The organism is Brasilonema sp. UFV-L1 (genome assembly GCF_012912105.1).
Lineage (GTDB): Bacteria > Cyanobacteriota > Cyanobacteriia > Cyanobacteriales > Nostocaceae > Brasilonema.
Genome location: NZ_QMEA01000024.1, coordinates 25,765 through 52,285 on the forward strand (window position 1 = coordinate 25,765; position 26,521 = coordinate 52,285).

20 protein-coding genes, 1 other RNA gene and 2 pseudogenes are annotated in these 26,521 nt (G+C 41.5%); 6 read left to right on the forward strand and 17 right to left on the reverse strand.

Annotated features, from left to right (window positions below):
• Window positions 1-275: 275 nt before the first annotated feature.
• Window positions 276-1,115: a PEP-CTERM sorting domain-containing protein gene (locus tag DP117_RS10290; protein WP_169218219.1), complete on the forward strand. Its 840-nt coding sequence runs from the start codon at window positions 276-278 to the stop codon at window positions 1,113-1,115.
• Window positions 1,116-1,232: 117 nt separating this feature from the next.
• On the opposite strand, the gene DP117_RS10295 is transcribed toward DP117_RS10290, so the two are convergent.
• Both DP117_RS10295 and DP117_RS10300 read right to left on the reverse strand, forming a co-directional pair.
• Entirely contained in the window at window positions 1,233-2,657 is a 1,425-nt protein-coding gene (locus DP117_RS10295; protein ID WP_169218241.1) for an HlyD family efflux transporter periplasmic adaptor subunit, read from the reverse strand.
• Window positions 2,658-3,203: 546 nt separating this feature from the next.
• Window positions 3,204-3,722: pseudogene (locus DP117_RS10300) on the reverse strand (ATP-binding cassette domain-containing protein); the annotation flags it as partial.
• Between the two features lie 98 nt (window positions 3,723-3,820).
• Here DP117_RS10300 and DP117_RS10305 point away from each other — a divergent pair.
• Window positions 3,821-3,970, forward strand: a complete 150-nt coding sequence (locus tag DP117_RS10305; RefSeq protein ID WP_169218220.1) for a hypothetical protein — start codon at window positions 3,821-3,823, stop codon at window positions 3,968-3,970.
• 240 nt (window positions 3,971-4,210) lie between these two features.
• Here the strand turns inward: DP117_RS10305 and ssrA are convergent.
• The 10 genes and pseudogenes from ssrA to DP117_RS36115 form a co-directional block, all read right to left on the reverse strand.
• Window positions 4,211-4,600, reverse strand: a transfer-messenger RNA (tmRNA) gene (gene ssrA, locus DP117_RS10310).
• A gap of 213 nt (window positions 4,601-4,813) precedes the next feature.
• Window positions 4,814-5,761, reverse strand: a complete 948-nt coding sequence (locus tag DP117_RS10315) for a F0F1 ATP synthase subunit gamma (RefSeq protein ID WP_169218221.1) — start codon at window positions 5,759-5,761, stop codon at window positions 4,814-4,816.
• Between the two features lie 257 nt (window positions 5,762-6,018).
• The gene (gene atpA, locus DP117_RS10320; RefSeq protein WP_169218222.1) at window positions 6,019-7,539 is read right to left on the reverse strand and encodes a F0F1 ATP synthase subunit alpha; all 1,521 of its coding nucleotides are present in this window, start codon (window positions 7,537-7,539) and stop codon (window positions 6,019-6,021) included.
• A gap of 126 nt (window positions 7,540-7,665) precedes the next feature.
• Window positions 7,666-8,220 (reverse strand): ATP synthase F1 subunit delta, encoded by a 555-nt coding sequence (gene atpH / locus DP117_RS10325; protein ID WP_169218223.1) that lies wholly within the window; start codon window positions 8,218-8,220, stop codon window positions 7,666-7,668.
• A gap of 2 nt (window positions 8,221-8,222) precedes the next feature.
• Window positions 8,223-8,771 (reverse strand): F0F1 ATP synthase subunit B, encoded by a 549-nt coding sequence (locus tag DP117_RS10330; RefSeq protein ID WP_169218224.1) that lies wholly within the window; start codon window positions 8,769-8,771, stop codon window positions 8,223-8,225.
• Between the two features lie 192 nt (window positions 8,772-8,963).
• Window positions 8,964-9,395: a F0F1 ATP synthase subunit B' gene (locus tag DP117_RS10335; RefSeq protein ID WP_169218225.1), complete on the reverse strand. Its 432-nt coding sequence runs from the start codon at window positions 9,393-9,395 to the stop codon at window positions 8,964-8,966.
• Window positions 9,396-9,661: 266 nt separating this feature from the next.
• Window positions 9,662-9,907, reverse strand: a complete 246-nt coding sequence (gene atpE, locus DP117_RS10340) for an ATP synthase F0 subunit C (protein WP_008233924.1) — start codon at window positions 9,905-9,907, stop codon at window positions 9,662-9,664.
• 268 nt (window positions 9,908-10,175) lie between these two features.
• Window positions 10,176-10,934, reverse strand: a complete 759-nt coding sequence (gene atpB, locus DP117_RS10345; RefSeq protein WP_169218226.1) for a F0F1 ATP synthase subunit A — start codon at window positions 10,932-10,934, stop codon at window positions 10,176-10,178.
• Window positions 10,935-11,054: 120 nt separating this feature from the next.
• Window positions 11,055-11,507, reverse strand: a complete 453-nt coding sequence (locus DP117_RS10350) for an ATP synthase subunit I (RefSeq protein WP_169218242.1) — start codon at window positions 11,505-11,507, stop codon at window positions 11,055-11,057.
• Window positions 11,508-11,899: 392 nt separating this feature from the next.
• Window positions 11,900-12,195 (reverse strand): annotated as a pseudogene (locus tag DP117_RS36115) (hypothetical protein); the annotation flags it as partial.
• A 77-nt stretch (window positions 12,196-12,272) separates the two neighbouring features.
• Between DP117_RS36115 and hisS the strand changes: the two are divergent.
• Window positions 12,273-13,682, forward strand: a complete 1,410-nt coding sequence (gene hisS / locus DP117_RS10355; RefSeq protein WP_169218227.1) for a histidine--tRNA ligase — start codon at window positions 12,273-12,275, stop codon at window positions 13,680-13,682.
• 173 nt (window positions 13,683-13,855) lie between these two features.
• Here hisS and DP117_RS10360 read toward each other — a convergent pair whose 3' ends face one another.
• Together DP117_RS10360 and DP117_RS10365 are read right to left on the reverse strand one after the other, a co-directional pair.
• Window positions 13,856-14,974: a mechanosensitive ion channel family protein gene (locus DP117_RS10360; protein ID WP_169218228.1), complete on the reverse strand. Its 1,119-nt coding sequence runs from the start codon at window positions 14,972-14,974 to the stop codon at window positions 13,856-13,858.
• A 36-nt stretch (window positions 14,975-15,010) separates the two neighbouring features.
• Complete coding sequence (locus DP117_RS10365) at window positions 15,011-15,997, reverse strand: mechanosensitive ion channel domain-containing protein (protein ID WP_211176027.1); 987 nt, start codon at window positions 15,995-15,997, stop codon at window positions 15,011-15,013.
• A 1,948-nt stretch (window positions 15,998-17,945) separates the two neighbouring features.
• Between DP117_RS10365 and DP117_RS10370 the strand changes: the two genes are divergently transcribed.
• The 3 genes from DP117_RS10370 to DP117_RS10380 all read left to right on the forward strand — a co-directional run bounded on the left by DP117_RS10370 (window position 17,946) and on the right by DP117_RS10380 (window position 24,132).
• Window positions 17,946-19,331: an AAA-like domain-containing protein gene (locus DP117_RS10370; RefSeq protein WP_169218229.1), complete on the forward strand. Its 1,386-nt coding sequence runs from the start codon at window positions 17,946-17,948 to the stop codon at window positions 19,329-19,331.
• Window positions 19,332-19,377: 46 nt separating this feature from the next.
• Entirely contained in the window at window positions 19,378-23,010 is a 3,633-nt protein-coding gene (locus tag DP117_RS10375; RefSeq protein WP_169218230.1) for an AAA-like domain-containing protein, read from the forward strand.
• A 432-nt stretch (window positions 23,011-23,442) separates the two neighbouring features.
• Complete coding sequence (locus tag DP117_RS10380) at window positions 23,443-24,132, forward strand: ATP-dependent Zn protease (RefSeq protein WP_169218231.1); 690 nt, start codon at window positions 23,443-23,445, stop codon at window positions 24,130-24,132.
• On the opposite strand, the gene DP117_RS10385 is transcribed toward DP117_RS10380, so the two are convergent.
• The 3 genes from DP117_RS10385 to DP117_RS10395 all read right to left on the reverse strand — a co-directional run bounded on the left by DP117_RS10385 (window position 24,093) and on the right by DP117_RS10395 (window position 26,274).
• Window positions 24,093-25,118, reverse strand: coding sequence for a diguanylate cyclase (locus tag DP117_RS10385; RefSeq protein ID WP_169218232.1), 1,026 nt, complete (start codon window positions 25,116-25,118; stop codon window positions 24,093-24,095). The genes DP117_RS10380 and DP117_RS10385 overlap by 40 nt on opposite strands.
• A gap of 620 nt (window positions 25,119-25,738) precedes the next feature.
• The gene (locus DP117_RS10390) at window positions 25,739-25,999 is read right to left on the reverse strand and encodes a hypothetical protein (RefSeq protein WP_169218233.1); all 261 of its coding nucleotides are present in this window, start codon (window positions 25,997-25,999) and stop codon (window positions 25,739-25,741) included.
• Window positions 26,000-26,070: 71 nt separating this feature from the next.
• Window positions 26,071-26,274, reverse strand: a complete 204-nt coding sequence (locus tag DP117_RS10395) for a heavy-metal-associated domain-containing protein (protein WP_169218234.1) — start codon at window positions 26,272-26,274, stop codon at window positions 26,071-26,073.
• Window positions 26,275-26,521 lie beyond the last annotated feature (247 nt).

Below are 26,521 nucleotides of genomic sequence, written 5' to 3' on the forward strand. Positions count from 1 at the left end.
CTTTACAAAAAACGTTACCAAATACTTAGGTTTATTTGTTAGTCTTTTTACTTAGATACATGATGAGAAATCAGAGATCTACCATCCTAATTTTTTAGCAGTTATCACGGATATTCTTGTTTAAGTAGGTTTTATTATTTACTTTTCAAAGGAATAACTGCAAATACCTCTGAGTTCATGCTTTGAATATTCAAAGCAGATTGATGCTGTTTACGTATTTTTACAGGGTGATTTAGCTAACCTCATAACCAAATCATCAATAGGTGAAAAATTGTATGAAGCAACACTTAGGTTTCATACAGCACTGCGTGCTGTTTATTACACCATTAATTGCCAGTTCTGTCTTAGGAAGCGCACCTAGTCAAGCTGCTACCTTGGCTTTATCTGAAGGAGAATTTGAATTTAGTAACATTAATCAAACACCTTTGACAATTGGAACTGGGACTGATACCAACACGATTGCCATTGGTAATGGTGGTACAGTAGATACTCTGGCTCAAGCAATAGCAACTTTTAGAACTCGTCCTACACCACAAGCATCCAATTTATCTTTCAGCGGAGCCTTAGGCGAAAACAAAGATTACTTAGGATTAGCAGAAAGTCAAGCTGCTGTTATCGGTGAATTCGTTGTAAACGCAGGTGAATCTTTGTCCTTTGACTTCAAAGGAAAGTTGAACCTGGAAACATCAATAGACAATCCACCAGCAGAAAATGCAAAAGCATTTGGAGATATATTCTTCGCAATCATCGACACCACAAATAACATTGTGTTAGACAACCTCAGGGTTATAGGAAATTTAAACACTCTAGGCGATGGCGATTTTATCACATACGAAAAAAGCGACAATGTTGCTTTAAATAATCCATTAACTACCTCTAATTTTGGAGGAAATCAAGAATCTGCGACAGCTTCGATTCAAGGTTCTGTGCGACGCTCTTTTGACAACACAGCAAAAATTGCTCTAGTAGAAGTTAAGAGAAATCAGGTTAGAGTGACAGCACCTGAACCTTCTAGTAGTCTCGCTTTACTGTTCGGTTGTGGCGTCGTTGGTTTTGTTACCAGGGCTAAACGTAAAGCAATGACTTTAGGGCGCTTACTTCAAGAAAAAATATAACTGCTGAAGGCTGAGGATCTGCAAACAGCTAACAGTTAATAGCTACAGTGACTAAACGCAATAATATCATTGCGTTTGGTCAGTTTATATAAATTCAAATATTTGGGATGCTCCCGTTCACAAATCGGTTGTTAATCTTGCTTTTCTCAACAGATATTGTAGTGCTGTCTCTTCTTTAGAAATAATATCAGCTGTAGCAGCCATTCCAGCTTGAAGATGGCATTTGTATTCGCCACGTCCGAATGTGAGTGTTTCTGGTTTGACTGTGACTTCAAAATAGCTAGCACCAACAGTTGAAGAACTAGTTGTTAAAGTACCTGAATTGCTCCCAGATGTAATAGCGTCTGGAGAAATACTGCTAACAGTACCTTTGAGAGTTCCGTAATCAGGATAGGGACAAGAATCTAATCGCAATTGTACGCTTTGAGCAACAGCAACTTTTTTAATTTCAGCAGGAGGAATCGCGGCTTTGATAACAAGAGGAGCATTCAGAGGAACAATTTGAGCAATGGCTTCGCTAGTACGCACAACTTGACCAGGATTATACACATTTAGCTTCAGAATAGTGCCGTCACTGGTGGCACAAATGATGCTACTTTTGAGTTGAGTATCCAGTTGTTGAATATCTTTTCGAGATTGGTTGATTTGGTTTTCTATTTCTGCTCGTCGCTGAATGAGAGCTTCTTTTTCTTTGAGCAAAGTTGCTATGGTTGCTTCACCTCTCGCAATTTCTTGTTCAACGCGTTTTTTTGCCATTGATACCGTTGCATCGCTGGGATTAAGAGCGGCTTGAGCTGATTTCACTTTGGCTTTGGCGGTATCAATGGCTTTTTGTTGACCTTGTAGAAGTAATTTTGTCTGTTCAACAGCGAGTTTTTTCTGTTCAAATTCACGCCGCCCTATTGCTCCAGATCGTGACAACTGCTCATAGCGATCGCGATCTACAATAGCAAAGTCTAAATCTACCTTGGCTTTTTGCAACTCCACTTCTGCTTTTTGCAAATTTGCAATGGCTGTGAGTGAGTCACTTGTTGTTGTAATTTGTCGTTCTTGATATTCCCGTTGACTACGTGCTAATTCCGTTTTTGCTGAGGAAACTACCTGCTCTATGACTCTTTTTTCTGCAATAATCTGAACATCTAAACTCTTGATTTGAGCATACATTTGAATAAGTTGTAACTTGTTTTGATCAATATTGCCTTTGATTTGGCTCTTTTTAATTTGTAGTTGATCATCATTTAAAAGAGCGATCGCATCTCCCTGCTTGACAACTTGATTTTCTTTGACAAAAATTTGTTTCACAGTTCCTTCTATTTCTGGTTGCACTAACCGGAGGTCTCCTGCGGGACGCACATTAGCATTTGCTTTCACTGTGACATTGTATTTGACAGATGAGGCGAGACTAAACACAGCACCGACAGTCCCAACAAGAAACACTCCAGCTAAGGATGTCCAAGGACTAACAGGAGGGAGAAACCCATCACTGTGAATTGAGGGGATTTGAAGTGAAGGAAGAAGTTTTTGATTTTGGGTCTGCATAATTGCTAATTGCTAATTTTTCATTGCTACTTGAGTTTTTAAAAAATAATTCAGGGGCAAAGCCACGCCTACAATCTGCCTCTGGTCATCATTGCTGAATCTAGTTAGCATAGCTTGTCAGTCGTTTACTGACTTTCTCAAGTTTAAGCATTAATTTTCTAGTATTTCTATATCCTCAAAACTCAAGATAAAGAATTAGATATTAACAAGATTATTTCCTCACATAATTGTACAATATTCAGAAAATAAGTCACTCGCTAGAACACAAATTCACTAATCCCAAAAACCCGGTTTCTGTTACCGATAAGACCAAATTTTCCTTGGTTAAACTAGAAGAAACCGGGTTTTTTAGTCACAATTATGAATACTGAATCGGTGTTCTAGCCCCGGAGGAGGCACTGCGCAAACACTGCCTACCGCACGCTGCGCTAACAAATTCAAAAAAGGTCAGAATTCAAAATTCAGAATTTCTTCTGATTTCTGACTCCTGACTTCTGACTTCTGATTTCTGATTTTTTACGTTTCTAAATCTCTTCTATGAGCTATTACTTAAGGCATGAAAAAGTCCATATAGTCTCCAGGTTTAGAACGTAAATCTTCCAGAGGACCTTGAAGTTTCAATTTGCCCTGATCTAATAACACAACCCAATCAACCCGATTAATGATTTTGGGACGATGGGTAATCAAAATCGTGGTTTTCCCGCGACGGTGTTTAAACAGTTTATCCAGCACAAGGCTTTCACTCCCTGGGTCGAGTCCAGAGGTAGATTCATCTAAAATGAGGATTGCTGGATCTGTAGATATCGCTCGTGCTATTGCGAGTCGTTGACGTTGTCCACCAGAAATATTTGCGCCAAATTCACCTAAAATCGTTTGATATTTGTCAGGTAGTTTATTAATAAAATCATCGGCTTCTGCAATTTGGCAAGCTCGCACAATCTGCTCAAAAGTTAATTGAGGTGCTCCTAGACGAAAGTTTTCAATAATGGAACGACTCCAAAAGTGAGCGTCTTGAGGAACTAAAACCACTTGTTGACGCAGACAATCAAGAGCTAAGTCATCTAAATGGCATACCACTGAAAAACTTGATGTCCCACAGGGTATTCATCTGATTAAGATGCCATCTCATTCTCCAGAACTTCAACCAGCGGAGAGACGAATGGCCAGTGACAAACGAACCTCTTGCTAACCGAACATTTGAGAATCTAGATGAATTAGAGGAAGTTTTATTTCATCGTTGTAAACAATTGCTCCAACAACAAGATTTAGTTCGAGGTTTGACAAACTTCCACTGGTGGCCTCAGGTGGTGGCTTAATTATGGGTAAGCTACCGGACATGATATGAGTTATTGTCATTACATGCTTTTTTGTAGAAAAAGAGAATTTCCGGAAACATTTCATAAAAGTTTGTATAAAAAATCAGCATTTCAGTTTGGCGATGCGGAAACTGCCTGTACTCTATCGCACAAAACTCACAACACCTGACTTCTTCTTTGGTCAAAAAAACGCAAAATCCGCCATCCTATAAAAGTCAGGCGGATTTGCAGATATTGTGTAAGTGGATCCGAGCAGAGTCGAACTGCTGTCCAGACTGGGTATTGACCCCCCGCTCGTTCACAGGTTTAGCCTATCTAACCCTCAAGGCGGGGAACGTTCATTATCCCGAACGGTAGGATGCTCTGGTTAAGTCTTAGCTAGCAAGCAAACCAGAGATACTTGCTAGAGCATCCGTTGGGGGTTGGTCTCTAGCCCTTAACGGAGTCAAACTAGAGACGCTCGAACCTGTAAGAGGTTATTAGGCAGCTACTACAGCTTGCTTACGAGCAAAAGGAACGATGTTGTTCGCATTTACTTTTTTTTTGAGTCTTTGATTTTCGAGAGACGACTCACTCTCGACCTGTTTCACAGAGTAGCTTTCGCCAACCTGTCGAAACCGTGACGGACCCATGTGATTCACTTATACTACGATTATAGTACGTTATTTTCAAATGTGCTACCCAGGAGTTTAGATTTGAGATTTTGGATAGGGTCTTCTGGTTCATGCCAGTGCTGCACATAAACACAAGGTGTCTTTTTGAACAAACCCAAAAAACTAAAAATAGCTAATTGCTATCAAAACAACTAGCAATTAGCTATTTTTATTTGCTACGAGCAATTTCCTAACCTAGTGCTTCAGCACCGCCGACAACTTCTAGGATTTGTTGGGTAATTGCAGCTTGCCGGGCTTTGTTGTAAGACAAAGTGAGGGTATTAATCAGTTCTTTAGCGTTGTCGCTAGCATTACTCATTGCTGTCATCCGCGCTGCTAGTTCGCTGGCTGCTGATTCTTGCAATGCCCGCAAAAGCTGATTACTCAGATACAGAGGTAGCAAAGAATCAAGAATCTGTACTGGATCTTGCTCAAAAATCATGTCACGGGAGAAAGTACGGGTTTGGGTGGTGACTTTCTCTCGTGTGACTTCAAATTCTCCACCACGAGTTGTTAAGCGGAAGATTTCGTCATCCTGTGCTTCCAAACCTTGAGGATCAAGAGGAAGCAAAGTTTGCACGACAGGACGAGAACTCACCAAGGAGACGAATTTGGTATAGACAAGCTCAATTCGGTCTACGCTTTCTGACAAGAACAAAGAAAGTAGTTCGTCAGCAATCTTGTTGGCTTCAGCTGCTGTCGGAATTTGCTCTAAACCAGTGTAGGTAGCGTCTATTGGCTGTTCGCGACGTTGGAAGTACTGGGTTGCTTTGCGTCCTACGATGACAAATTTGTAGTCTACACCTTCTGCTTTGAGTTCTTTGGTGCGATTTTCGGCACGTTTGATAACGTTGTTGTTGTAGCCGCCACACAAACCGCGATCGCCTGAAATCACCAACAACCCTACTGATTTGACTTCTCGTTTTTTCAGCAGTGGTAAGTTTGCTTCTTCAAAACGTAGACGGTTTTGTAAACCATACAGAACTTGCGCCAAACGATCGGCGAAGGGACGAGTGGACAGCACCTGTTCTTGGGCGCGACGCACCCGCGCTGCAGCCACCAGCCGCATGGCTTCTGTAATTTTTTTTGTATTTTTGACTGATTGAATGCGATCGCGTATTGCTTTGAGATTTGGCATAATCTTTTACAAGAATTTAGAACTCACAATGGACCGGAGGCGGAGCGGCTCCGGCTCCGCTGCGGAGCGCGGAGCGCTCCAGGAGTCAGGAGGAAGCTATATTCTGACTTTCAACTCCTAACTCCTGTCTTAGTACAATTGCCAGGAAGGTTTTTTTATTCAGAATTCTGAAGTCAACACATAACTAACATCTTTGTGCTGACTCCTGACCGGAGGCTGCGCTTTCCTTGCTCCGCTCCTGATTCCTGACTCCTGTTCTATACTGTTGCCAAGAAGGTCTTCTTGTATTCGTTAATTCCTTCTTTCAAGAGTGCTTCTTCTTCTTCACCCAGTGCTTTCTTGGATTGAATTCCTTGAACGTACTGAGGTTTGCTGGTTTTCAAGTAATCGCGCAGTCCTTTTGTAAATTCAGTGATTTTGCTGACTGGTACGTCATCTAAGTACCCGTTAATACCAGCGTACAGAAGAGCCACTTGCTCATAGACTGATAGAGGCGCGTTTTGTGGCTGTTTCAAAAGTTCCCGCAAGCGCTGACCTCGTGCGAGCTGGTCTTGAGTGGCTTTATCTAGGTCAGAAGCAAATTGTGCGAAAGCTTGCAATTCGTCAAACTGTGCTAATTCCAGCTTCAATTTACCAGCAACTTTCTTCATTGCCTTGGTTTGAGCTGCAGAACCTACCCGTGACACGGAAATACCGGGGTTGATGGCGGGACGGATACCAGAGTTGAACAAGTCGGAAGACAGGAAGATCTGACCGTCTGTAATGGAAATCACGTTGGTGGGGATGTAAGCAGATACGTCACCCGCTTGAGTTTCAATGATTGGCAGAGCTGTCATGCTACCTTTACCCAATTCATCACTCAGTTTAGCTGCACGTTCCAACAGACGTGAGTGGATGTAGAACACGTCTCCAGGATAAGCTTCCCGTCCGGGTGGACGACGCAGGAGCAAGGACATTTGACGATAAGCTGCGGCTTGTTTGGAGAGGTCATCGTAGATAACCAGAGTTGCCTTACCTTTATACATAAAGTACTCAGCAATCGAAGCACCTGTGTAAGGAGCCAAGAATTGCAGGGTAGCTGGGTCACTGGCATTTGCAGCTACGACAACTGTGTAGTCCAAAGCACCTTTGTCTTGTAATGTCTGCACTACGTTTGCTACTGTGGAAGCTTTTTGACCAACTGCTACGTAGACGCAGACCACGTCTTCTTCTTTTTGGTTGATGATTGTATCGATGGCGATCGCCGTTTTTCCTGTTTGACGGTCACCAATAATCAATTCCCGTTGTCCACGACCAACAGGAATCATCGCGTCGATAGCTGTAATACCAGTTTGCAGTGGTTCGTGTACGGAACGACGTGCTACAATACCAGGTGCTGGAGATTCAATCAAACGGGTTTCTGTGGTTTTGATTTCTCCTTTACCATCAATCGGACGACCTAATGCATCAACAACTCGTCCAATCAAAGCATCTCCCACGGGTACCTGAGCAATTCTACCAGTGGCGGTTACGGAGCTTCCTTCTTGAATATCACGACCTTCGCCCATGAGCACTGCGCCCACGTTGTCTTCTTCCAAGTTCTGAGCGATACCAATTGTACCATCTTCAAACTCTAGTAGCTCGCCAGCCATAGCCTTGTCTAGACCATAGATACGAGCAATACCGTCACCTACTTGCAGAACGGTTCCAACGTTAGCTACTTTGACTTGTTGGTCGTATTGTTCTATTTGTTGTTGAATAATGTTGCTGATTTCGTCTGGTCTGATGCTAATTGCCATTTGTCTATCTTCTCTATATTGTGAGACGGAACGATTTTACACTCAGCAGTTAATCAGTTATCAGTTATCAGTTATCAAGGAAGCGCAGTATCAGTTATCACTGTGTACTGTGTACTGTTCACTGATTTAAGCGCCACTGAGACGCAAAGAGATACGGCGCAGTTGACCCCGTAAGCTGGCATCAATGACTTGAGAACCTACTTTAATAATCACACCACCAATGAGCTCGCTGTCGATTTTTGTATCTAATTCAACTTCACGAGCTTTAGTCAGTGCGATGACTTTATCTTTGACTGCTTGTTGCTGAGCTTCGCTGAGGGGAACAGCTGAAATCACTTCTGCCAGAGCAATTTGTTTGAGTTGCCGCAACAGCGTTAAATATTGCTGCAAAACTGGTTCCAGCAATGAGATGCGCCGTCTATCTACCAGCAGCAATAAAAAATTGCGGAAGTATGCGTTAGCGCCGTCACCGAGGATACGGTTGATGACTGCTTTTTTATCTTCTAGCCCCACAAATGGGTTGTCAAGAAAATTTCGCAGTTGTTCGCTTTCACTCAGCAAGTTCAGTAAAGAGCGCACATCTTCGCCGAATTGATCGCTCAAGTTTTTAGATTGTGCGACTGACATCAAAGCCTGTGCGTAAGGCTGGGATATTTCCGCCATTGCGATATTACTTTTCATCCCTAACCTCCCAGTAGCGCTATGCTGCGATCAATCAATTGCTGTTGAGCATCATCGGCAATGCCTGTCTGGAGTTCTGACTCGACTTTTTGCAATGCCTTAGACACTAAATATTGTTGCAGTTCGGCGATCGCCTTGTCTCTTTGTGTGTCTAAATCCTTAGCAGCTGTTTCTTTCAAACGTTCCACATCTTCTGCTGCTCGTGCTAATATCGCTTCACGAGTTGCCTGTGCGTTTTCTTCTGCTGCTTTGCGGATGCGTTGCGCTTCTGCTTGAGCTTGGGTTAACTGTTCCTGTGCCTTAGACAGGGCAACAGCTGCCTCCTTTGCCTGTGCTTCTGCTTCTTTGATTGTCGTTTCAATATTTGAGCGTCGTTCGCTGAGGATATTGCTAAGAACTTTCCGCCCAAAGTAGAATAGTATGCCAATGAGAATCGCCAGGTTTATCAGATTGGTTCCTAAAATGTCTATGTTCAGACCGAAACCACCTTCTGAATGACCTTCTGCTATCGCCTCTGTGGCTAGTAATAAACAACTTCCAATGATACCCATCTACAACTGCGCTGCTCCCTTACTTAGTAGGTTGAAGTTTCCCTAAGGGAAAAAAGTGCCACTTTTGACACTTGTTTCACCGCTGCGGCACTAGCGCCCCGCTGCGTGTTGCTTATTGAATTCTTGTGAGCGATTTCTCACCAATTTCTTCCACTACTAACCTTTGGTATAGTGGAGGACTTATTGGTGAATTTATTTAGCCAAAACAGGTCCCAATAGTTTTTCTAGTATCTGCCTGCTGAGAGCATCTACCTGTTGCTCTAAGGAACGTAAAGCTTCCTGCTTTTGTTGTTCTATTTCAACAGCCGCTTGTTCTCGTTGAGCTTGAGCTTCTTTTTGTGCTTCCGCGATTTTCTGAGCGGTTATTTTCTGAGCATCTGCTTGAGCTGCTGTGACAATCGCTTGTGATTGTTTGCGAGCATCTGCTAGTTGTTGCTCATATTCTTTAGTTAATCGCTCAGCTTTAGCCAAGCGTTCACGAGCTTCAAGGTTATTCGTTCGGATATAGTTATCGCGATCGTCTAGTGCCTTGGTCAGTGGCTTATAGAAAATAACATTCAACAAAGCTGCCAACAGCAGGAACTGCACTGCCATCAAGGGCAAGGTTGCATCGAAATCAAACATTTCTCTCCTTTGTTGCTGGAACAGCAGTTTTCATGGCAAGCAAAATTATCCTACCTATCCTACCTTTGATCATCATCAAGACCCCATAGCCATTGTCAGTTATTCAGTTATCAGTTATCAGTTATCAATGTCATTGTCACAAATCAATTTGCTGAGTTGTATTTTTTTGTTACTTCATTGGCTGATAACTGTTTACTGTTGACTGATTGACTCATTTATAGAGACGTGAACGCTCACGTCTCCAGATTAAGCAAAAGTTTTAGGTCTTAGGAAAATGGGTTAGCAAACAGCAGTACTAGGGCAATCACCAGACCGTAAATGGTAAGGGATTCCATGAAAGCCAAGGTTAACAGCAGAGTACCGCGAATTTTACCTTCTGCTTCTGGTTGACGAGCAATACCTTCTACTGCTTGTCCTGCAGCATTACCTTGACCAATACCAGGACCAATTGCAGCTAAACCGATTGCTAGGGCAGCAGCTAGAACTGAAGCAGCAGAAACTAATGGATCCATGTTGATTTTCCTTACCTTTAGTACAAAACGAACGATTTTTGTGTTGAGATTGTAGACTGAGCGATTTTGAATCGAATCCAAAATTCGGGCATCCAAAATCTAACATTACATCAACTGGGGGGCTTTAACAGCTATGAGTTATCAGTTATCAGTTATCACTTTGAAGAAGAATTCAGAATTCAGAATACAGTATTCAGAAGGAAGAAATAAAGAATTCTGACTCCTGACTCCTGACTCCTGACTCCTGACTCCTGACTTGTGTACTGATTTAATGTGCCTCATCATGCTCTTCTGAGCCATGTCCCTCCATTGACTCATGAATGTATGCCGCTGCTAGGGTGGCAAAAACCAAGGCTTGAATGGCGCTGGTAAACAAACCTAAAGCCATTACAGGCAGAGGTACAAACAGAGGGACTAACAAAACCAGCACTGCTACGACTAATTCATCCGCCAGAATGTTACCAAATAGACGGAAGCTTAGGGAAAGGGGCTTGGTGAAATCTTCTAGAATCGCGATCGGTAATAGAATCGGCGTCGGCTCTATATACTTTTTAAAGTATCCCAAACCACGCTTGCTAAAACCTGCGTAAAAGTAAGCTAAAGAAGTCAGCAACGCCAGTGCTACTGTCGTGTTAATGTCATTGGTTGGAGCAGCCAATTCTCCCGACGGAAGTTTGATGAGCTTCCAGGGAATTAAAGCACCTGACCAGTTTGATATGAAGATGAACAAAAAGAGTGTGCCTATAAACGGCACCCAAGGACGGTACTCTTTCTCTCCAATCTGGTTTTTTGTGAGATCTCGAATAAATTCCAGAGCATATTCCATCAAATTTTGGATGCCACTAGGAACTTTTTGGATGTTTCTTGTCGCAGCTAGGGACGCCACAACTAGAACACCAATCACAAACCATGAGGTGAGAAAGACTTGTCCATGCAGTTTGAGATTGCCTAACTGCCAGTAGAAATGATGACCTACTTCTAATTCTGCAAAGTGAATAGAAGTTAGGACGTTCAGAAAATTCGGCATTTTCTTGACCTATCTATCATTTCTCCAATCTTACCTGGAGAAGTGGAGCGAGTTTGCGGCGTAGATTTTTCTCCCGAAAAACTTCCGTCATTCCGCACAGTCGGCGCTTTGCTGTGATGGTTATCGGAGCTTTGACAAGTCAGAGGCAAATGCCCCTCTAACTACGTAAATGAGGAGCGTTGCTTTGTAAGTAAGAAATCCCAAAAATATGGGTAAGATTTGCAGTTGATTCCACCGCGATGCTAGTAGAATGACCCCTACTAATAACGCGAATCGAGTTTTACTCAACTGTTTTTTCTCTCCACTCAAACGCTCAACATCTTTCGCCAGCATCCTCAAGTAAACCACACCTGTACATGCCCCAAGCAAATAATTTAGGGCAATGTTTAGGGAATAAAATATCCAAACAGAGATAAAAATAATCCCTGTCAAGACAAGAGTGATGAGTAGCAACTCCTGGTAGAGTTGATAAAACTCTTGCATGGAGTTGTCTGGTTTTGTGTCCTCAAAACCAGGTCTTGAATCTTGCCGTGTTGTTAGTGTGGGATCAGTTGATTCGTCTGACAAGCTCACGGGAGTTGAAACCAGTACAGATAATTGTGTTGACTGCATCTTCAGCCAGCTGAATCATATCACGATTGGGTAACAATACTTTAGAAAAAAACAATTAACTTATTGTTCACAAACCAATGATATGGGTAGATGCAGCAACTAAAAAACGACAATCGACACGGAACACATGGATAAACAGGATTCATCTTTACCCTATCCTTGTTATCAGAGAAATTCCGTGTTGACAATTGTTGCCAGATGAGGAGTAGCAATAAGAGAAAAGCAGAGCATCTCTTACATTTTTATTCTACCTTTTACCTTGTGTGTTGAGTTCTTTGGGTTTTAGGAGTTTGTTTAGTCATTTTGTGTTCCTTGTGGAGCATTCAAACTCCATCTTATTCGAATGATGAGTCTGCTATAATCTCTGCGACTGTTGAGTGACCATCGCACCTTTGTAAAAACTTCACATTTTGTGGTGATAAATTTACAATTTGGTAATCATAGCTGGAGTTTAGACTCAAAGCAGGCGAGCCTCCCAAAGGGAGGAGCAACGCTTACGTTAACATAAAGAATGTACTGAAGACCAGCTTTCTTGTTCTCGCTTGACAATACGGTTATTTTCTGGTAAATAAGCAAATATTTGCCGAGCGACTTGAACACCATCACGGTAATCACCGCGTTTGTCACCTTGGAGGAGTGCGATCAGCCGGAGACTTGACGTTAATCTTTGCTTATACGTGTTAACTTAATCAGTTACATATTAACTAAAGTTACCAAGGAAAAGGCATGACAAAAAGTGACAAAATAAATTTCTCAACTCCCAGTGGTTTTCCAGAATTTCTTCCTGGTGAAAAGCGTTTAGAATCATATTTACTAGATACCATCCGGAGAGTGTTTGAAAACTATGGATTTACACCCATCGAAACTCCTGCAGTCGAACGCTTGGAAGTTTTGCAGGCTAAAGGTAATCAAGGGGACAACATTATTTATGGTCTAAATCCCATCTTGCCACCAAATCGGCAAGCAGAAAAAGATAAAGCTGGTGAAACAGGTTCGGAAGCAAGGGCTTTAAAATTTGACCAAACAGTTCCTTTGGCTGCATATATTGCTCGTCACCTCAATGATTTAACTTTTCCTTTTGCTCGCTACCAAATGGATGTGGTGTTTCGTGGAGAAAGAGCAAAAGATGGTCGATATCGTCAGTTTCGTCAATGCGACATTGATGTTGTTGGTCGTCGTGAGCTCAGTTTACTCTACGATGCTCAGATGCCTGCTATTATCACTGAAATATTTGAAGCTATAAATATCGGTGATTTTCTGATTCGCATCAACAATCGTAAAATTCTCACTGGTTTCTTTAAATCAGTAGGAATTGAAGAAAATCAAATTAAATCTTGCATCGGCATTATTGATAATTTGGATAAAGTCGGTGAAACTAAGGTAAAACAGGAGTTAGAAAAAGAAGGTATTTTAGTAGAGCAAACTCACAAAATTATTGACTTTATTCATATAAATGGTAGTATAGATGAAGTTTTAGATAAGCTCAAATACCTGGCTCAGTCAATGCCAGAAGCTGAAGAATTTTGTCTTGGAGTGACAGAGTTAGAAACAGTTATTTCTGGTGTTCGCAATCTTGGAGTTGCTGAAAATCGTTTTTGTATTGACTTATCGATCGCTCGCGGTCTGAATTATTATACAGGTACAGTGTACGAAACAACCCTCATCGGACATGAGGCTCTAGGCAGCATTTGTTCTGGTGGTCGATATGAAGAATTAGTGGGGATGTTTTTAGACGAAAAAATGCCCGGAGTTGGAATTTCTATTGGCTTAACTCGTTTAATGAGTCGGTTACTCAAAGCAGGAATTTTGAGTTCTTTCGCCGCCACTCCCGCACAAGTCATGGTGGTGAATCTGCAAGAGGATTTGATGCCTATTTATTTAAATGTGTCGCAGAAGTTACGTAAGGCTGGCATTAATGTTATCACAAGTTTTGAGCAGCGACCTTTAGGTAAACAATTCCAACAAGCTGAAAAACAAGGAATTCAATTTTGCGTGATTATTGGTTCCGAGGAAGCAGCAGCACAAAAATCTGCTCTCAAAGATTTGACAACACGCGAGCAAGTGGAAGTTTCACTGTTAAATTTGGCAGAAGAAATTAAAAGAAGACTTGCTCACACCACACCACGTTTGAGTTAAGGATTTTTGGTGAAATTTGGTGATGTGTAGAGTACGTAAATGTGAGTCAGCGCGCCCTTGGAGGTTATCTCATTGAGTATGACTGACTCTCGCATTGAGCTACGTCTCTACATTGTCGTCTTGATCACAGTTTTTGCTGATTAGCAACCGTATTGACAAAATACCAATTCTTCCTAAATTGGTACAGGAGATTCGAGATAGAGTGTTGGTTCTTGCATAGTAAATTCAATGCCATGACTAGCAAGCTTTTTCGACATAGATTCATTGGCTAACTCTAACAAACGCTTGCGGAACTCAAGTGAATTTTCATTAGAACCTAAGATAAAGAAGCTCACCCTAGCACGAACTCCCTTTGAATCATCTTGATGGGGAAATAAATTAATTTTCGTACTGTTTGGATCTATTCCAAACAATGTGTTAGTACTTTCCCTGATGACTTTTTCCAGCAATGCTTGTTCAGATTTTGCTAAACTCCGAGCAAAATCAAGATACAGCAAAACCATGACCTTTTTCCCTCGCGTCACGTTCTCGATATCTGCTTCCGCCATCACTGAGTTGGGAACGACAATGAGGGTACTCTTTGCAAGTGTCCGCAACTTAGTTGAACGCAAACCAATCGCCTCGACACGCGCAAATAAAATTCCTTGGGAACTTAAACTAACGCGAATGTATTCTCCAGGAATATAGGGACGGTCTAAGTATATAACAATTGTTCCAAAAATCTGTTCCAGAGTTTTTTGAGACGCAAAAGCAACCGCTATACCCCCAATCCCCAAACCAGCAATTAAACCAATCAAGTTAATGTTCTGACTTTGGGCAAATGCGACAGCCACAATAAAGCCAATGATGATGTTAGCAATGGTTTCAAAAACGAGTAGTAACTCATCAATTTCAAAACCCACTCTGCGAATCAATTCAATTCCGTAGACGCGCAAGAAATTACGAAATAAACCGGCAATGAAGATGGCAACACTGATAGCTATTGACAGGTCGGAGAAAAATTTCAAGAATCGGTAAAATCCCGTGTATTCTTGAAGAAAATTCAGACTAACAGAAACGAGAATTAATGTTGCTACAATCCCCAGAATTTTTTCCTGTGGTTCAACTAAGTTCTGATAAATCTCTACAAAAAATTGAGGTGTAAATCTCCTAACAATCGCCTTTAGAAAACGAGGAATCGATTTCCCAACTATGAAAGCTAGGAAAACAAATAATAAGAAAATGGCAAGTTTAATTCCAATTGCAATCAGAAGCTTTTGCGTCGCTTCGTCCAGCGAAAACCAAGGTTGCATGCTCAGTAGAGTCTCCTTTTCAGCCCAAAAGTTTATTTAGATAGTAATTGGTGCATCAACATCAACTGGTCTTTCTTCAAGATCGAAGGCAATACCATACTCTTTTAATCGCAGAGCTATGCTTTGTTTCGCCAGATCTAGCAATTGGCGACGCATCTCCATTGACATCTCACCAGAACCAAGAATGAAAAAGTTTATTTGAGCCTGAGTTCTATTAGCTTTTCCATCTTGGATAATCTCTTTAAATGTCACATCCGTATTGCGAGAATCAATACCAAAAATCTCTCTGGTACTTTCTAATATGACTTGACGAATCAAAGCTTTTTCATCTTCCAGCAGTTCTTGATAGAAAGTTAGATAAACCAGAGAAACGACTTTTTTGGCTCCTGTGAAGTTCTCGATACTCATGCTTGTCAAAGAACTATTCGGAACTATGGTTAAAGTTCCTTTGCCAGAATTACGAATTTTAGTGGAACGTAACCCAATAGACTCGACTCTACCAAATGTGCCATCCGCTAAACCGATATAGTCATCAACAACAAAAGGTCGGTCAATATAGAGTATAATTCCACCCAATAATTGCTCTAAAGTCTGTTGTGCTGCAAAAGCAATGGCTAATCCCCCAATTCCCAAGCTTGCTGTCAAACCTAAGACATTGACTTGGTGAGTCTGAGCAAAAATGAAGAAAATAACCAGAAAAATAGCTGTATCAGCGACGAGATTACCGACTATCAGTAACTCAGCGTTGATTTTACGGCTGAGGGCATTTTCTTGCAAGTAAGCCTCGTAGAATTTCTTAAACAAGCGAGAAGTCAACCAGCCCACCATAATCGCAACTAACAACGCTAGAGGAAATTCCAGGTAGTTGAGCCAATTTGGTTTGGGAATCAGTAATAAAGTCAAGTCAATCAAGACTAAGACAACTGTTACAACCAAGATATTTTGATAGGAAGAAACAACTTTGTTATATATTTTTGTTCCTTCAGCAGTAGATAAGAAGCGATTTGTCATAACTTCAGTCATTTTCTTAAATAAGAAAGCTAAAAAAAATAACAGAGCAAAAAAACTGACTGCTACTCCGATGGCACAGGAAATAATAACTAGAGGAAGAAAATTATCTCGAATTGTTTCAGAAAATAGTGTGATATCCAAAATAAAAGTCACTCCTTTATAGCTATCATTAATTGGCTGAAAGTTGTCAGACTGTGAACGATTTATGAACAGTTATCAGTTGTCACTTATCAGTGAACGTAAGCTGCAAGAGGGAATGTGTTTATAAAGACTTCAAAATCAAAAAATATTCCATTCTAAGCACTCAAAGAATGTACTGCGGAATGCAAACGCAAAGCCTTCTTTTTCGTTATCAATGCAAGTTCTAGTACAACAAGGCAAAATCATACTCTCAAGCGAAAGCGTTACGCTCAAAAGAAACAACCAAGATGCTGGAAGCTTTTTACTTATTTGGTGATGGTGAACCATCGCGGCCCAGAAGGGTCGCTTTATTTGAATCATCATGTACTAGAAGTATTAAAGCTAGTGAAGTACTAACTTTAATAGAGTGTACAACTGTAGAACAATTTATCAATCTAATTTTTCCACAGTTTAATTATCAATTAAATATTAGCTGACTACTATCGGTTGTTAGAACAAGGCTATCTAGAATGACATGACAATATGATCTTAGTTGAAAAAAAGCGCTTTTCGCGACGAAAGTAACATCTAAATCGCATCTGTGCAACACTCCTCTAAAAGAGCCACAACAGAGCAATGGCGCAGAGTAGATGCCTCTAGAGAGGCTGATGCTCTACGCACTCATAAGTGCAGGCGATAACTTCGCTGCTGCCTTCGGCAGATCATACGTATGAACTAGGGAACACCAAATCTGAATGATGGCGACCTCCGACACAAAGAGATAACAAAGTGATGATTTTATTTGTGATAATTACAATATATAAATACTACCAGTAAAACACTTTTATTAAAAGTGTCAGGAGTCGCAAAAAAGTTACCTTTTGTAGCTAAATCTTTCTGCTGTCGAATGCCAATTTACTTGTTCGTTTGACAGAGGATAAGTCAATACGGCTCAGTGACAAAGAATTGTCGGTTGAGTTCATGAACTGCTCAATATCTTCTGGTTGAGTGTGATCTGCGCTTTCTTGCAGCAGCACTCGCGAGCTGCCGAACGCTCATGCGCTCGCGCTTTGCAAACTAAGGCAAGCGTTAGCTCCGGCCCCCTAAGGGGCTAGCTATCGCCTCAGAGTTAAGCCTCCTAATACTGCTCGGCTAAAAAGCTAAAATATAGTATGATTTGCATGTAAGACTCGGCTATTTGTCCAAAATGTTTGCTTTCATGACCCCTGTCATCTAAACATCGCAGATGTTTCATAAATAAATAAAATTGTCAAGAAAATTCAGAAGAAAATTCAGAATTGATGCACTCAGAAGTCAGCAATCTTAAGCGTGGAGGATTGGTGACCCTTCAGATAAATTGGAGACTACCCTTTGGGTATGACCTCCGCTCACGCTGCGCTTTAACCCTCTGGGCGTGCGCATAGCGCATACGCAGTCGCCTAGGTCAGGAGACCAACGCCAGATACCTAGGTCGGGAGACCCTCATCAAGTACTGGCTCCTCCTGCAGCGCTGTCTCACCAAATTTTCATTTTGGTGGGGGCTTAAAGCTCAAGTTATCCAAGCTTTGCAAAGAATACCCAACCTGTATTCTGACCGGAGCTTCGGAATAGCTAGGGGGAACACTTCTGACTTCAGGTGCGGAGCGTCTCCCCTTGTGAAGACTTTTTTTGTTCAAATCTTATTACTCTTGATTCTCAATAAAGAACTGCTGCTGACATCAAAATCTAACCAATAACAGAGCTTATTTTGCATTGTTCAAGTTGCTTAGTATTTAGTTTTACCTGCATCGTTCCATACCCGTTTCTAATGGGTGTTAAATGCCACATACGTATTTAGAAAATGAATATTGATACAGTGGTACAGCTGATAGAAATGAACCAGAAAAAAGCTTTGACATCTGTGCAGAAATTGGTATTGTACTCATCCTGGGAGGGTAAGAATTATACCGTAATTGCACAGCAAGCTCATTATGGGGCACAAAGTATCAGAGAAATCGCTTCCCAATTGTGGCGAAGTCTCAGTGAAATCTTAGGAGAACCAATCAGCAAAGCCAACTTCCGCGCCCGCTTAGAACGACGCCCTCTCACCAAGGAACAGCAGCAACTGCTTCAGAAATACTACAGCAAAAGTGCCACCCCTAGCGCTGTTGAATTTCCTGGTGGCCCCCTGATGCCATCTTCCCATCTTTACATTCCTCGCTCTCCAATTGAGGAACTCGCCTGTTCTGAAATTACTGAACCCGGATGTGTCATCCGCATCAAAGGAGCTAGCAAGATGGGGAAAAGCTCTCTGATGCTACGGATTATCGATTATGCGACTTCTATTGGCTACCGCAGTGTGAGTTTAGACTTTCAGCAAGCAGATTCAGCAGTCTTTGCTGATCTCGATAAGTTTTTACGTTGGTTTTGTGCGAATATCAGTAGTCAGTTGCAGCTAGAACCCCGGCTTGATGAGTATTGGGATTTGGATATAGGGAGTAAAGTCAGTTGCACCAACTACTTTCAAGGATATTTATTAGAGCATTTAGTCTGTCCTCTCGTCTTGACATTGAACGAGGTGAATCAGGTTTTTGAGTATCCGACAATTGCCAAAGAATTTTTGCCCTTATTACGATTTTGGCATGAACAAGCTAAGCAACTGGAGATTTGGCAAAAACTCCGACTGCTGGTAGCTTATTCCACAGAAATTTATGTTCCTCTAAAAATAAATCAATCTCCGTTTAATGTCGGGTTACCTCTTAAGTTACCGCCATTTACAATAGAGCAAGTGCAGGATTTGGCACAACGTTATGGACTTACTTGGAAAGATGACAAAGAAACCAAGCAGCTGATGGCAATGTTGGGTGGTCATCCTTACTTAGTTTGTCTGGCTATTTATCACATTTCTCAAGGGAAAGTGAGCCTGAAACAGCTTTTGCAACAAGCCGCCACTGAGTCAGGAATTTATAACGACCATTTACGGCGACTCCTCGCAACACTTCAACAAGAACCAGAACTTGTTACTCTGCTCAAACAATTAATTGCTGCACAAGATAATGTCAAGTTGAAATCAATTCCTGCTTACAAATTAGAAAGTTTAGGACTGATAAAACTGGAGGGAGATAGCGCTCAATTTTCGTGTGAATTGTATCGTCTGTATTTTGCACAGGTAAACTTGAGTGAAGAGTCCCGAACTTCAGCAATTGAGGAAGCATCTGTTCACAATGACTCATCAAAGTTAACTTAAAATATTCGGGTAGTCTAATTGTTATCAAGACTGAAGGTAACAAAAAATGAACTCTTATAAATACCGAGTTGGAGGCAGTCTAAAACAAGATGATCCTACTTATGTAGTGCGTTCTGCTGATACTGAACTCTACTCAGCCTTAAAATCAGGTGAATTTTGTTACATCTTTAACTCCCGGCAAATGGGAAAATCCTCACTCATAGTCAAAATTAAGCATCGGCTCCAACAAGAAGGATTCTGCTGTAGTACCATCGATATGACCAATATCGGCAGCGAAAATATTACACCTACTCAATGGTACAAAGGAGTCGTTTTTGATTTATGGCGAGGCTTCAATCTTTTAGGAAAGTTCAATTTAAAAAATTGGTGGAGCGAACAGGGAGATATTTCTAATCTCCAGCAATTGAGCCGATTTATTGCTGATGTACTCCTGGTTCAATTTCCTCAAGAAAAAATTTGTATTTTCATTGATGAAATTGATAGCATTCTCAGTTTAGGATTTCCTGTTGATGATTTTTTTGCACTCATTAGATTCTGCTATAATCACAGGGCAATTAATCAAGAATACAATCGCATTACCTTTGCTTTGTTTGGAGTCGCGACTCCCTCTGATTTGATTGCTGATAAAAATCGCACTCCATTTAATATAGGTAGAGCAATAGAATTGCATGGCTTTCAATTTCAGGAAGCGCAGCCATTAGCTTTAGGATTAATCGGAAAAGTTGAAAACCCACAAACAGTACTGAGCGAGATTTTAGCTTGGACAAGAGGACAACCTTTTTTAACTCAAAAGATATGTCAGTTGATATACAGATTGAGTCAAGAAACTCAAAGCGGTATTCTGACAATTCCTCCAGGAACTGAGGCATTTTGGGTAGAGTCAGTGGTGCGATCGCATATCATCGAGCATTGGGAATCGCAAGATGAACCTGAGCATTTAAAAACAGTAAGCGATCGCATTCTCCTTCAAGAAAAACGTGTCGGAAGATTGCTAGGTATCTATCAACAAATTTTACAAGGTGTGAAAGTGCCAACAGATGACAGTCGAGAGACTGTTGAACTACTGCTGTCTGGTTTGGTGCTCAAACAACAAGGTTATTTGCTCTTAAACAACAGAATTTATCAAGAAGTTTTCAACTTAGAATGGGTAGAAAAACAACTGGGGAAACTGCGCCCCTACTCCCAAGCATTGGATGCGTGGATTCGCTCAAAGCAACAGGATTCTTCACGTCTGTTGCGGGGACAAGCTTTGAAAGATGCCCAACTTTGGGCACAAAGTAAAAGTTTAAGCGATTTGGATTATCAGTTCTTAGCTAAGAGCGAAGAAGTGGATCGGCTGGAAGTGCAACAGGTTTTAGAAGCTCAAAAACTCAAGGAAGTTGAAGCGCGACTGGCAGAACAAAGCAAAAGATTAACTCTACAAATAGAAAGTTCCAAACGACAAGGATTATTGCTGGCTTTGCTCAGCATAGCATTAGTGATTTCCATTGTTCTAGCAGTGATGACTTTCACAGAATACCAAACAGCCGCAGTCAGTGAACGCAACGAAAAAATCAGCAAGATTCAAGCGATTACGAGATATTCTGACGCCTTGTTTGCTCTAGATGAAAGATTGGATGCACTGATGGAAGCACTAAAGGCAAAGCATGAACTACAACGCCTGGGTATAACCAACGCAGAAACAGAAACAATGGTTGAAATCGCTCTTCGGCGGTCAATTTATGGAGCAGTTGAGTATAACCGCTTACCAGGGCATGGCGCTGGGATTTACGGAATTACTTTCAACCCTTCAGGTGAGTTTGTCGCTACTGGTGGTGCAGATGCGACTGTCAAACTTTGGAAGCCTGATGGTACACTACTGACAACTCTTAAAGGGCATGAAGGTCCAGTTCTAGATGTTGATTTCAGTCCGGATGGTGAAATGATCGCTTCCGCAAGCGAGGATGCCAATGTCATACTTTGGAAGCGTGATTCTCTTGGCGAGTTTCAAAATCGTCCTTATAAGATTCTCAAGGAACATTTGGCTGGGATTTGGTCTATTTCTTTCAGTCCCGACAATCAGCTGATTGCTTCAGCAAGTCAAGATAACACTATCAAACTCTGGAGCCGTGAAGGCACTTTGCTGAAAACTCTCCGAGAGCACACTTCCATTGTGAGGAAAGTTGTTTTCAGTCCCGATAGTCAGATGCTCGCCTCCGCGAGTGAAGATGGTACAGTCAAAGTTTGGCAGCGTAACGGCACGTTACTAAATACCTTTAAAGGACATACAGCTGCAGTCTTGGCAGTCGCATTTAGTCCTGATGGTAAGACAATCGCTTCAGCAAGTGCTGACGGCACTATCAAACTCTGGAAGCATAACGGCATTTTACTCAAGACTCTGCAAGATTATGATACCGCAGTTTGGGATGTTGCATTTAGCCCTGATGGTGAAAAAATTGCTTCTTGTTCTAACGACACAACAATAAAAATTTGGGATGTTGACGGGAAGTTGTTGGGGGTTTTCCGAGGACATAGCGCCCGGATTAACAGAGTCCTTTTTAGTCCTGACGGTGAGACGATTGCTTCTGCTGGTGAGGATAATAGCCTCAAACTTTGGAACTTAAACAACACAATGCTAAAAATTCTTCAGGGGCATAATGGTGCGATTAAAGATATTGCTTTCAGCTTTGATGGTCAAATACTTGCCTCAGGGAGTGAGGACAACACCCTTAAACTCTGGAACCGTGACGGTCAGCTGCTAAGAACTCTCAAACATAAATCTGAGGTTAGGGGAGTTGCTTTGTCCCCTGACGGTGAGATAATTGTCTCAAGCTCTGGAGATAAAACTATCAACCTCTGGAAACGTGACGGCACTTTACTCAAGACTCTTAAAGGTCATGACGGTGGAGTCAGGGGAGTCGCTTTTAGCCCTGATGGTCAAATCATTGCTTCTGGGAGTACAGATAAGACTGTCAAACTCTGGAACCGTGACGGCACTTTACTCAAAACTCTTAAAGGGCACAAAGCTGGAGTTTGGAATGTTGCGATTAGTCCTGACAGTCAGACAATTGCTTCAAGCGCTGGAGATAGGACAGTAAAACTCTGGAGTCGTGACGGCACTTTACTCAAAACTCTCGAAGGTCATAATGCTGTGGTTATGGGAGTTGCTTTTAGCCCTGATGGTGAGATGATTGCTTCGGGTTCAGATGATAACACTGTGAAACTCTGGAGCCTTGATGGTACCGAGCTGACAACCCTGAATGGACATCAATATGGAGCTTGGGCTGTGACTTTTAGCCCTGATAGCAAGACAATTGCCTCAGGGAGTAAAGATGGGATCATCAAACTCTGGAACCTTGACGGCACTGAGCTTGCAACTCTGATTGGGCATAATGCAGCAATTTGGAAACTTGCTTTTAGCCCTCATGGTCAGATACTTGCTTCAGCTTCTTCTGATAATACAATAATTTTGTGGAATTTAGAGCAAGTTATTGATCTCGATAAAGTACTGACGTATGGTTGCAATTGGATACAAGATTATTTGCGGACTAATGCTGAGTTGAAAAACAGCGATCGCCTGCTTTGTGATGGAACAAAATATGAAAAAATAGTTAACAATAGAAGTCAGAAGTCAGAAGTCAGAAGTCAGAATCAATTGGATGGAGACTTAAGCCGCTCAGAAAAACCTATGCAGAACTAGGCAAGCCTAGGTAAATCTGTACACAGTCGGAGCGTGCAGACTAAGCGAAAGCTACGATTTTTGAGTCATGACACCTTGATGTGAACGCCAGCATCAGGCACTGTCGAACTCAGTTAAGTAATCGGCAAACAGGTTTATAGCCGTAGTGCTGAGTTCCTAACAAGCTCTTAAATCATTGTCGAGGCAAACATAACTGAGAAATCAGGCTGGCAGAATACGCCATATAAATAGGTCTTGTTAAACAAGACCTATACAAAATGACCAAAGATGTACAGATATGCATAGAAATCAAGTGACAGCTTCTTACCCTTCTACTCATCCGCTCACGAGCTACAAATTCAATTCTGTAAGCGCAGCGTACAAGTAGAACATATTCTGGCGACTGACGCCTCTATTGTTTTGTTCAGAAAGATTAAACGAAACCATCTTTGGATGAGCAGAATATCTCTAAACTTAATAGCAATCTTAGTCTTTGTAATGACGATTTCTAGCCTATTAGGACCGTTGTTTCACATCTCACCTACAATCCCAGCGACTTTGACTTTTACCGTTTTGGGAATTGCGACTTTGGATGCATTTAGTTTACAAGGTAAGGGTGGGAATTTACTTATAGATTGGATAGCAGGGTTTTCTCCTGAACACAGAGAACGTATCATTCACCACGAAGCCGGACATTTTCTAGTCGCTTATCTGCTGGGTATTCCAGTGATGAGCTATACCTTAAGTGCCTGGGAAGCACTCAAACAAAAACAGCCAGGGCAAGGTGGTGTGAGTTTTGATGATGGCGAATTAGCATCCCAACTAGAACGGGGTACAATCGCTGCTCAAAAGCTAGACCGTTACTGCACCATTTGGATGGCAGGTATTGCGGCTGAAATGCTGGTTTACGAAAACTCGGAGGGAGGAGCTGATGACAGAAGCAAGTTGTCAATGGTATTGACAAATTTAGGTTTTTCTGCATCAGCATGTGAGCAGAAACAGCGCTTTTGTACCCTTGCTGCTAAAACTCTGTTGCAAGAAAACTGGTTGTCATATCAGGCTTTGGTGAAGGCTATGCGAGAACGTGCTTCTGTCGCAGAATGTCAAAATGCAATTGCAGAAGCTTGTGAAGAAACAGTTTGAAGATGTGAGGCTTTTTGGGACTTATGACACTTGCAACCAACGACACAATTTCGTCCAGCAGCTTTAGCTTGTAGGAGGTGTTGATCAGCGCGTTCTAATAAGCTGATTCCCTTTGGATCATCTCCTGGTTGTAGAGAAGCTGTTCCCAAGCTGATTGTCACGCTGATCGTGAGTTTGCTATCAATTGCAAATGGTTGTTCACTGACGATACGATTGAGACGACGCGCCACCAGCAATGCTTCGTCACAATTGGTGTTGGATAAAATAATGACAAATTCCTCTCCACCATAGCGGAATGGAGTGTCTTGACACCGCAGATTATGGCGTAGACGGTGACACAGTATCTGCAAAAGGCGATCGCCTACTAAATGTCCATAGCTATCGTTGACTTTCTTAAAATAGTCCACATCCAGAATAATCAGCGAGAGTGGAGTTTTATGAGTACGGGCTTTTGTGATTTGCTTGGGTAAATCCCACTCCAAAGCACGACGATTATTCAATTGTGTTAACGAATCAGATAAGGCTATGGCTGACAACAAGTCATTTGTTCGCAGCAAATCACGATATTTCTGTGCCTTACGCAAGCCTACAGTTAAATGAGCTAGCAATAACTGCTCATTAGCAGTTTCTTCACTTAGGTACCAAATGTAAGCATCGGCTCCTTGACGTAGTGCAGCAGAAGTCATCTCTAACTCCCATTCTCTGTTACACTCACTTGTTAGAGCAATTACCTGGGGACGATCTTCCACAAGGATACAGTAAATCCAAGATAGCTTTGTCTGTTCTTTCAACCAATGGCAGAGTTCCATACTGTCATCCAAGCTAGCCTGTACGAGTATGACATCAGGTGGTGTCATTTGAATTAGGGATACTGCTTGATTCAGATTGCTGATAGTTTCTACACAAAACACGGATGTATTACGGATCTGATCTGGAAGTTTGGCGAGAAAATGATCACCTCCGAAGACCAGAATAGATATATTCATTGCTCTGGTTTTAATTGATTTTAATTTTAAGGGTTGAACTCTAGTCAGATTTACTGATGCTCCCTGCAATAACTAGCAGTTTGAGGCATTCACGATCGCTTATTTGATTGTCTTATTTTTCGCTTTACATCAATCTTTCATTTTTTTACCTCATGGTAGTTGATATTTACTACCACAATGACTGTTACTTATATCTCTAATAAATAATGTCAGCCGTGTGAGCATTTCTTTCAAACAGTATAAATACTGAATATTTTTTGGTTTACAAAGATATTTTCATAATTCTAAGTATTATGAGATTTTTTTAGTGAAAAAGATACTAATAGTGACTTTCCCTCAAATGCATGACTTTTTGAGCAAAATAAGTAATAAGGTATAGCTATTACTCTAGCTTTTTTCCTTTAAAATTTCAATACTTGTTCAGTAAAATTACGCATTTTAGGTACTCTTAAGTATTTGAAGATTCAACAAGGCAAAACTTCACATTCTTGAGCTTCTAAGGCACGCTGCGCGTAAATATACGGCATGAACTTTACATTTATTAAGGAGTTCAAAATGGAAAATGATGAGTTGACAATTATTTTTTTGTACCAATGATTTTTTGATTTTGAAAAAAATCGTCAAATTCTTTGCCTCATCGCCTCATAAACCCGACACCAGTTGCACGCCAGGTGGTAGGAGAGGTGCTTTGAGCTTCGATCCTTTGAGGAACGATCGCGCTTCGGAAGTTTCCCTGCACTCAAACAACTCTTGGCACGGCGTTGTCGCAGCAAGGCACTTCTGTGTGCAGCAGTCGCTTTCTCCGGGATGATCTCCGGTGACGCTGCGCTAACACAGTCCCCAGTGCGTGGGAAACTCGCCTGCTTCCCCTCACTCTCCATAGTGCAACTTGTAGGCGTAACAGCTTACAAGCTGCTAAACTTCTTTTTAGAAAGAGTCCTCAAAGACACAGTTATTGATAACCTTCAATGGTGTAACCAGCAGCAACAATTGCCTGTTTGATTGATTCCTCAGAAGCAGCAGATTCGACAGTTACAGTTTTCGCTTTCACATCCACATCCACCTTGGCATCAGATTCGATTGTATGGATAGATTCAGTAATAGTTGCTGCACACTTTTCACATCCAATATTTGGTACGCTCAGTTTTAACGCCATAATCTACCTGTTTTGAGGAAATTTATTTTTTTTACCAGCTTTCATTGTAATAATCGTTAGCACACTCGCCCATCCTACTAAAGTGAGGTGACTGTGATACCATACAAAAGCTGCATAAGCTACTTGGCATAGGTAACTGGTCGCAATCTGAAACAAAATGCAAAAATATATAAATGAAAATCACGCTGAAAGCAACAAGTAAAATACGACTTATTATTCATTGCTCAAAACTCAGAACTCAAAACTT

Coding starts and splice junctions, on each gene's coding strand:
- DP117_RS10290 (WP_169218219.1), top strand. CDS start 276: ATGAAGCAACACTTAGGTTTCATACAGCACTGCGTGCTGTTTATTACA.
- atpA (WP_169218222.1), bottom strand. CDS start 7,539: ATGGCAATTAGCATCAGACCAGACGAAATCAGCAACATTATTCAACAA.
- DP117_RS10375 (WP_169218230.1), top strand. CDS start 19,378: ATGAACTCTTATAAATACCGAGTTGGAGGCAGTCTAAAACAAGATGAT.
- atpE (WP_008233924.1), bottom strand. CDS start 9,907: ATGGATCCATTAGTTTCTGCTGCTTCAGTTCTAGCTGCTGCCCTAGCA.
- atpB (WP_169218226.1), bottom strand. CDS start 10,934: ATGCCGAATTTTCTGAACGTCCTAACTTCTATTCACTTTGCAGAATTA.
- DP117_RS10360 (WP_169218228.1), bottom strand. CDS start 14,974: ATGCAACCTTGGTTTTCGCTGGACGAAGCGACGCAAAAGCTTCTGATT.
- DP117_RS10330 (WP_169218224.1), bottom strand. CDS start 8,771: ATGGGTATCATTGGAAGTTGTTTATTACTAGCCACAGAGGCGATAGCA.
- hisS (WP_169218227.1), top strand. CDS start 12,273: ATGACAAAAAGTGACAAAATAAATTTCTCAACTCCCAGTGGTTTTCCA.
- DP117_RS10395 (WP_169218234.1), bottom strand. CDS start 26,274: ATGGCGTTAAAACTGAGCGTACCAAATATTGGATGTGAAAAGTGTGCA.
- DP117_RS10335 (WP_169218225.1), bottom strand. CDS start 9,395: ATGTTTGATTTCGATGCAACCTTGCCCTTGATGGCAGTGCAGTTCCTG.
- DP117_RS10315 (WP_169218221.1), bottom strand. CDS start 5,761: ATGCCAAATCTCAAAGCAATACGCGATCGCATTCAATCAGTCAAAAAT.
- DP117_RS10365 (WP_211176027.1), bottom strand. CDS start 15,997: ATGACTGAAGTTATGACAAATCGCTTCTTATCTACTGCTGAAGGAACA.
- DP117_RS10390 (WP_169218233.1), bottom strand. CDS start 25,999: ATGGAGAGTGAGGGGAAGCAGGCGAGTTTCCCACGCACTGGGGACTGT.
- DP117_RS10385 (WP_169218232.1), bottom strand. CDS start 25,118: ATGAATATATCTATTCTGGTCTTCGGAGGTGATCATTTTCTCGCCAAA.
- DP117_RS10370 (WP_169218229.1), top strand. CDS start 17,946: ATGAATATTGATACAGTGGTACAGCTGATAGAAATGAACCAGAAAAAA.
- atpH (WP_169218223.1), bottom strand. CDS start 8,220: ATGAAAAGTAATATCGCAATGGCGGAAATATCCCAGCCTTACGCACAG.
- DP117_RS10380 (WP_169218231.1), top strand. CDS start 23,443: ATGAGCAGAATATCTCTAAACTTAATAGCAATCTTAGTCTTTGTAATG.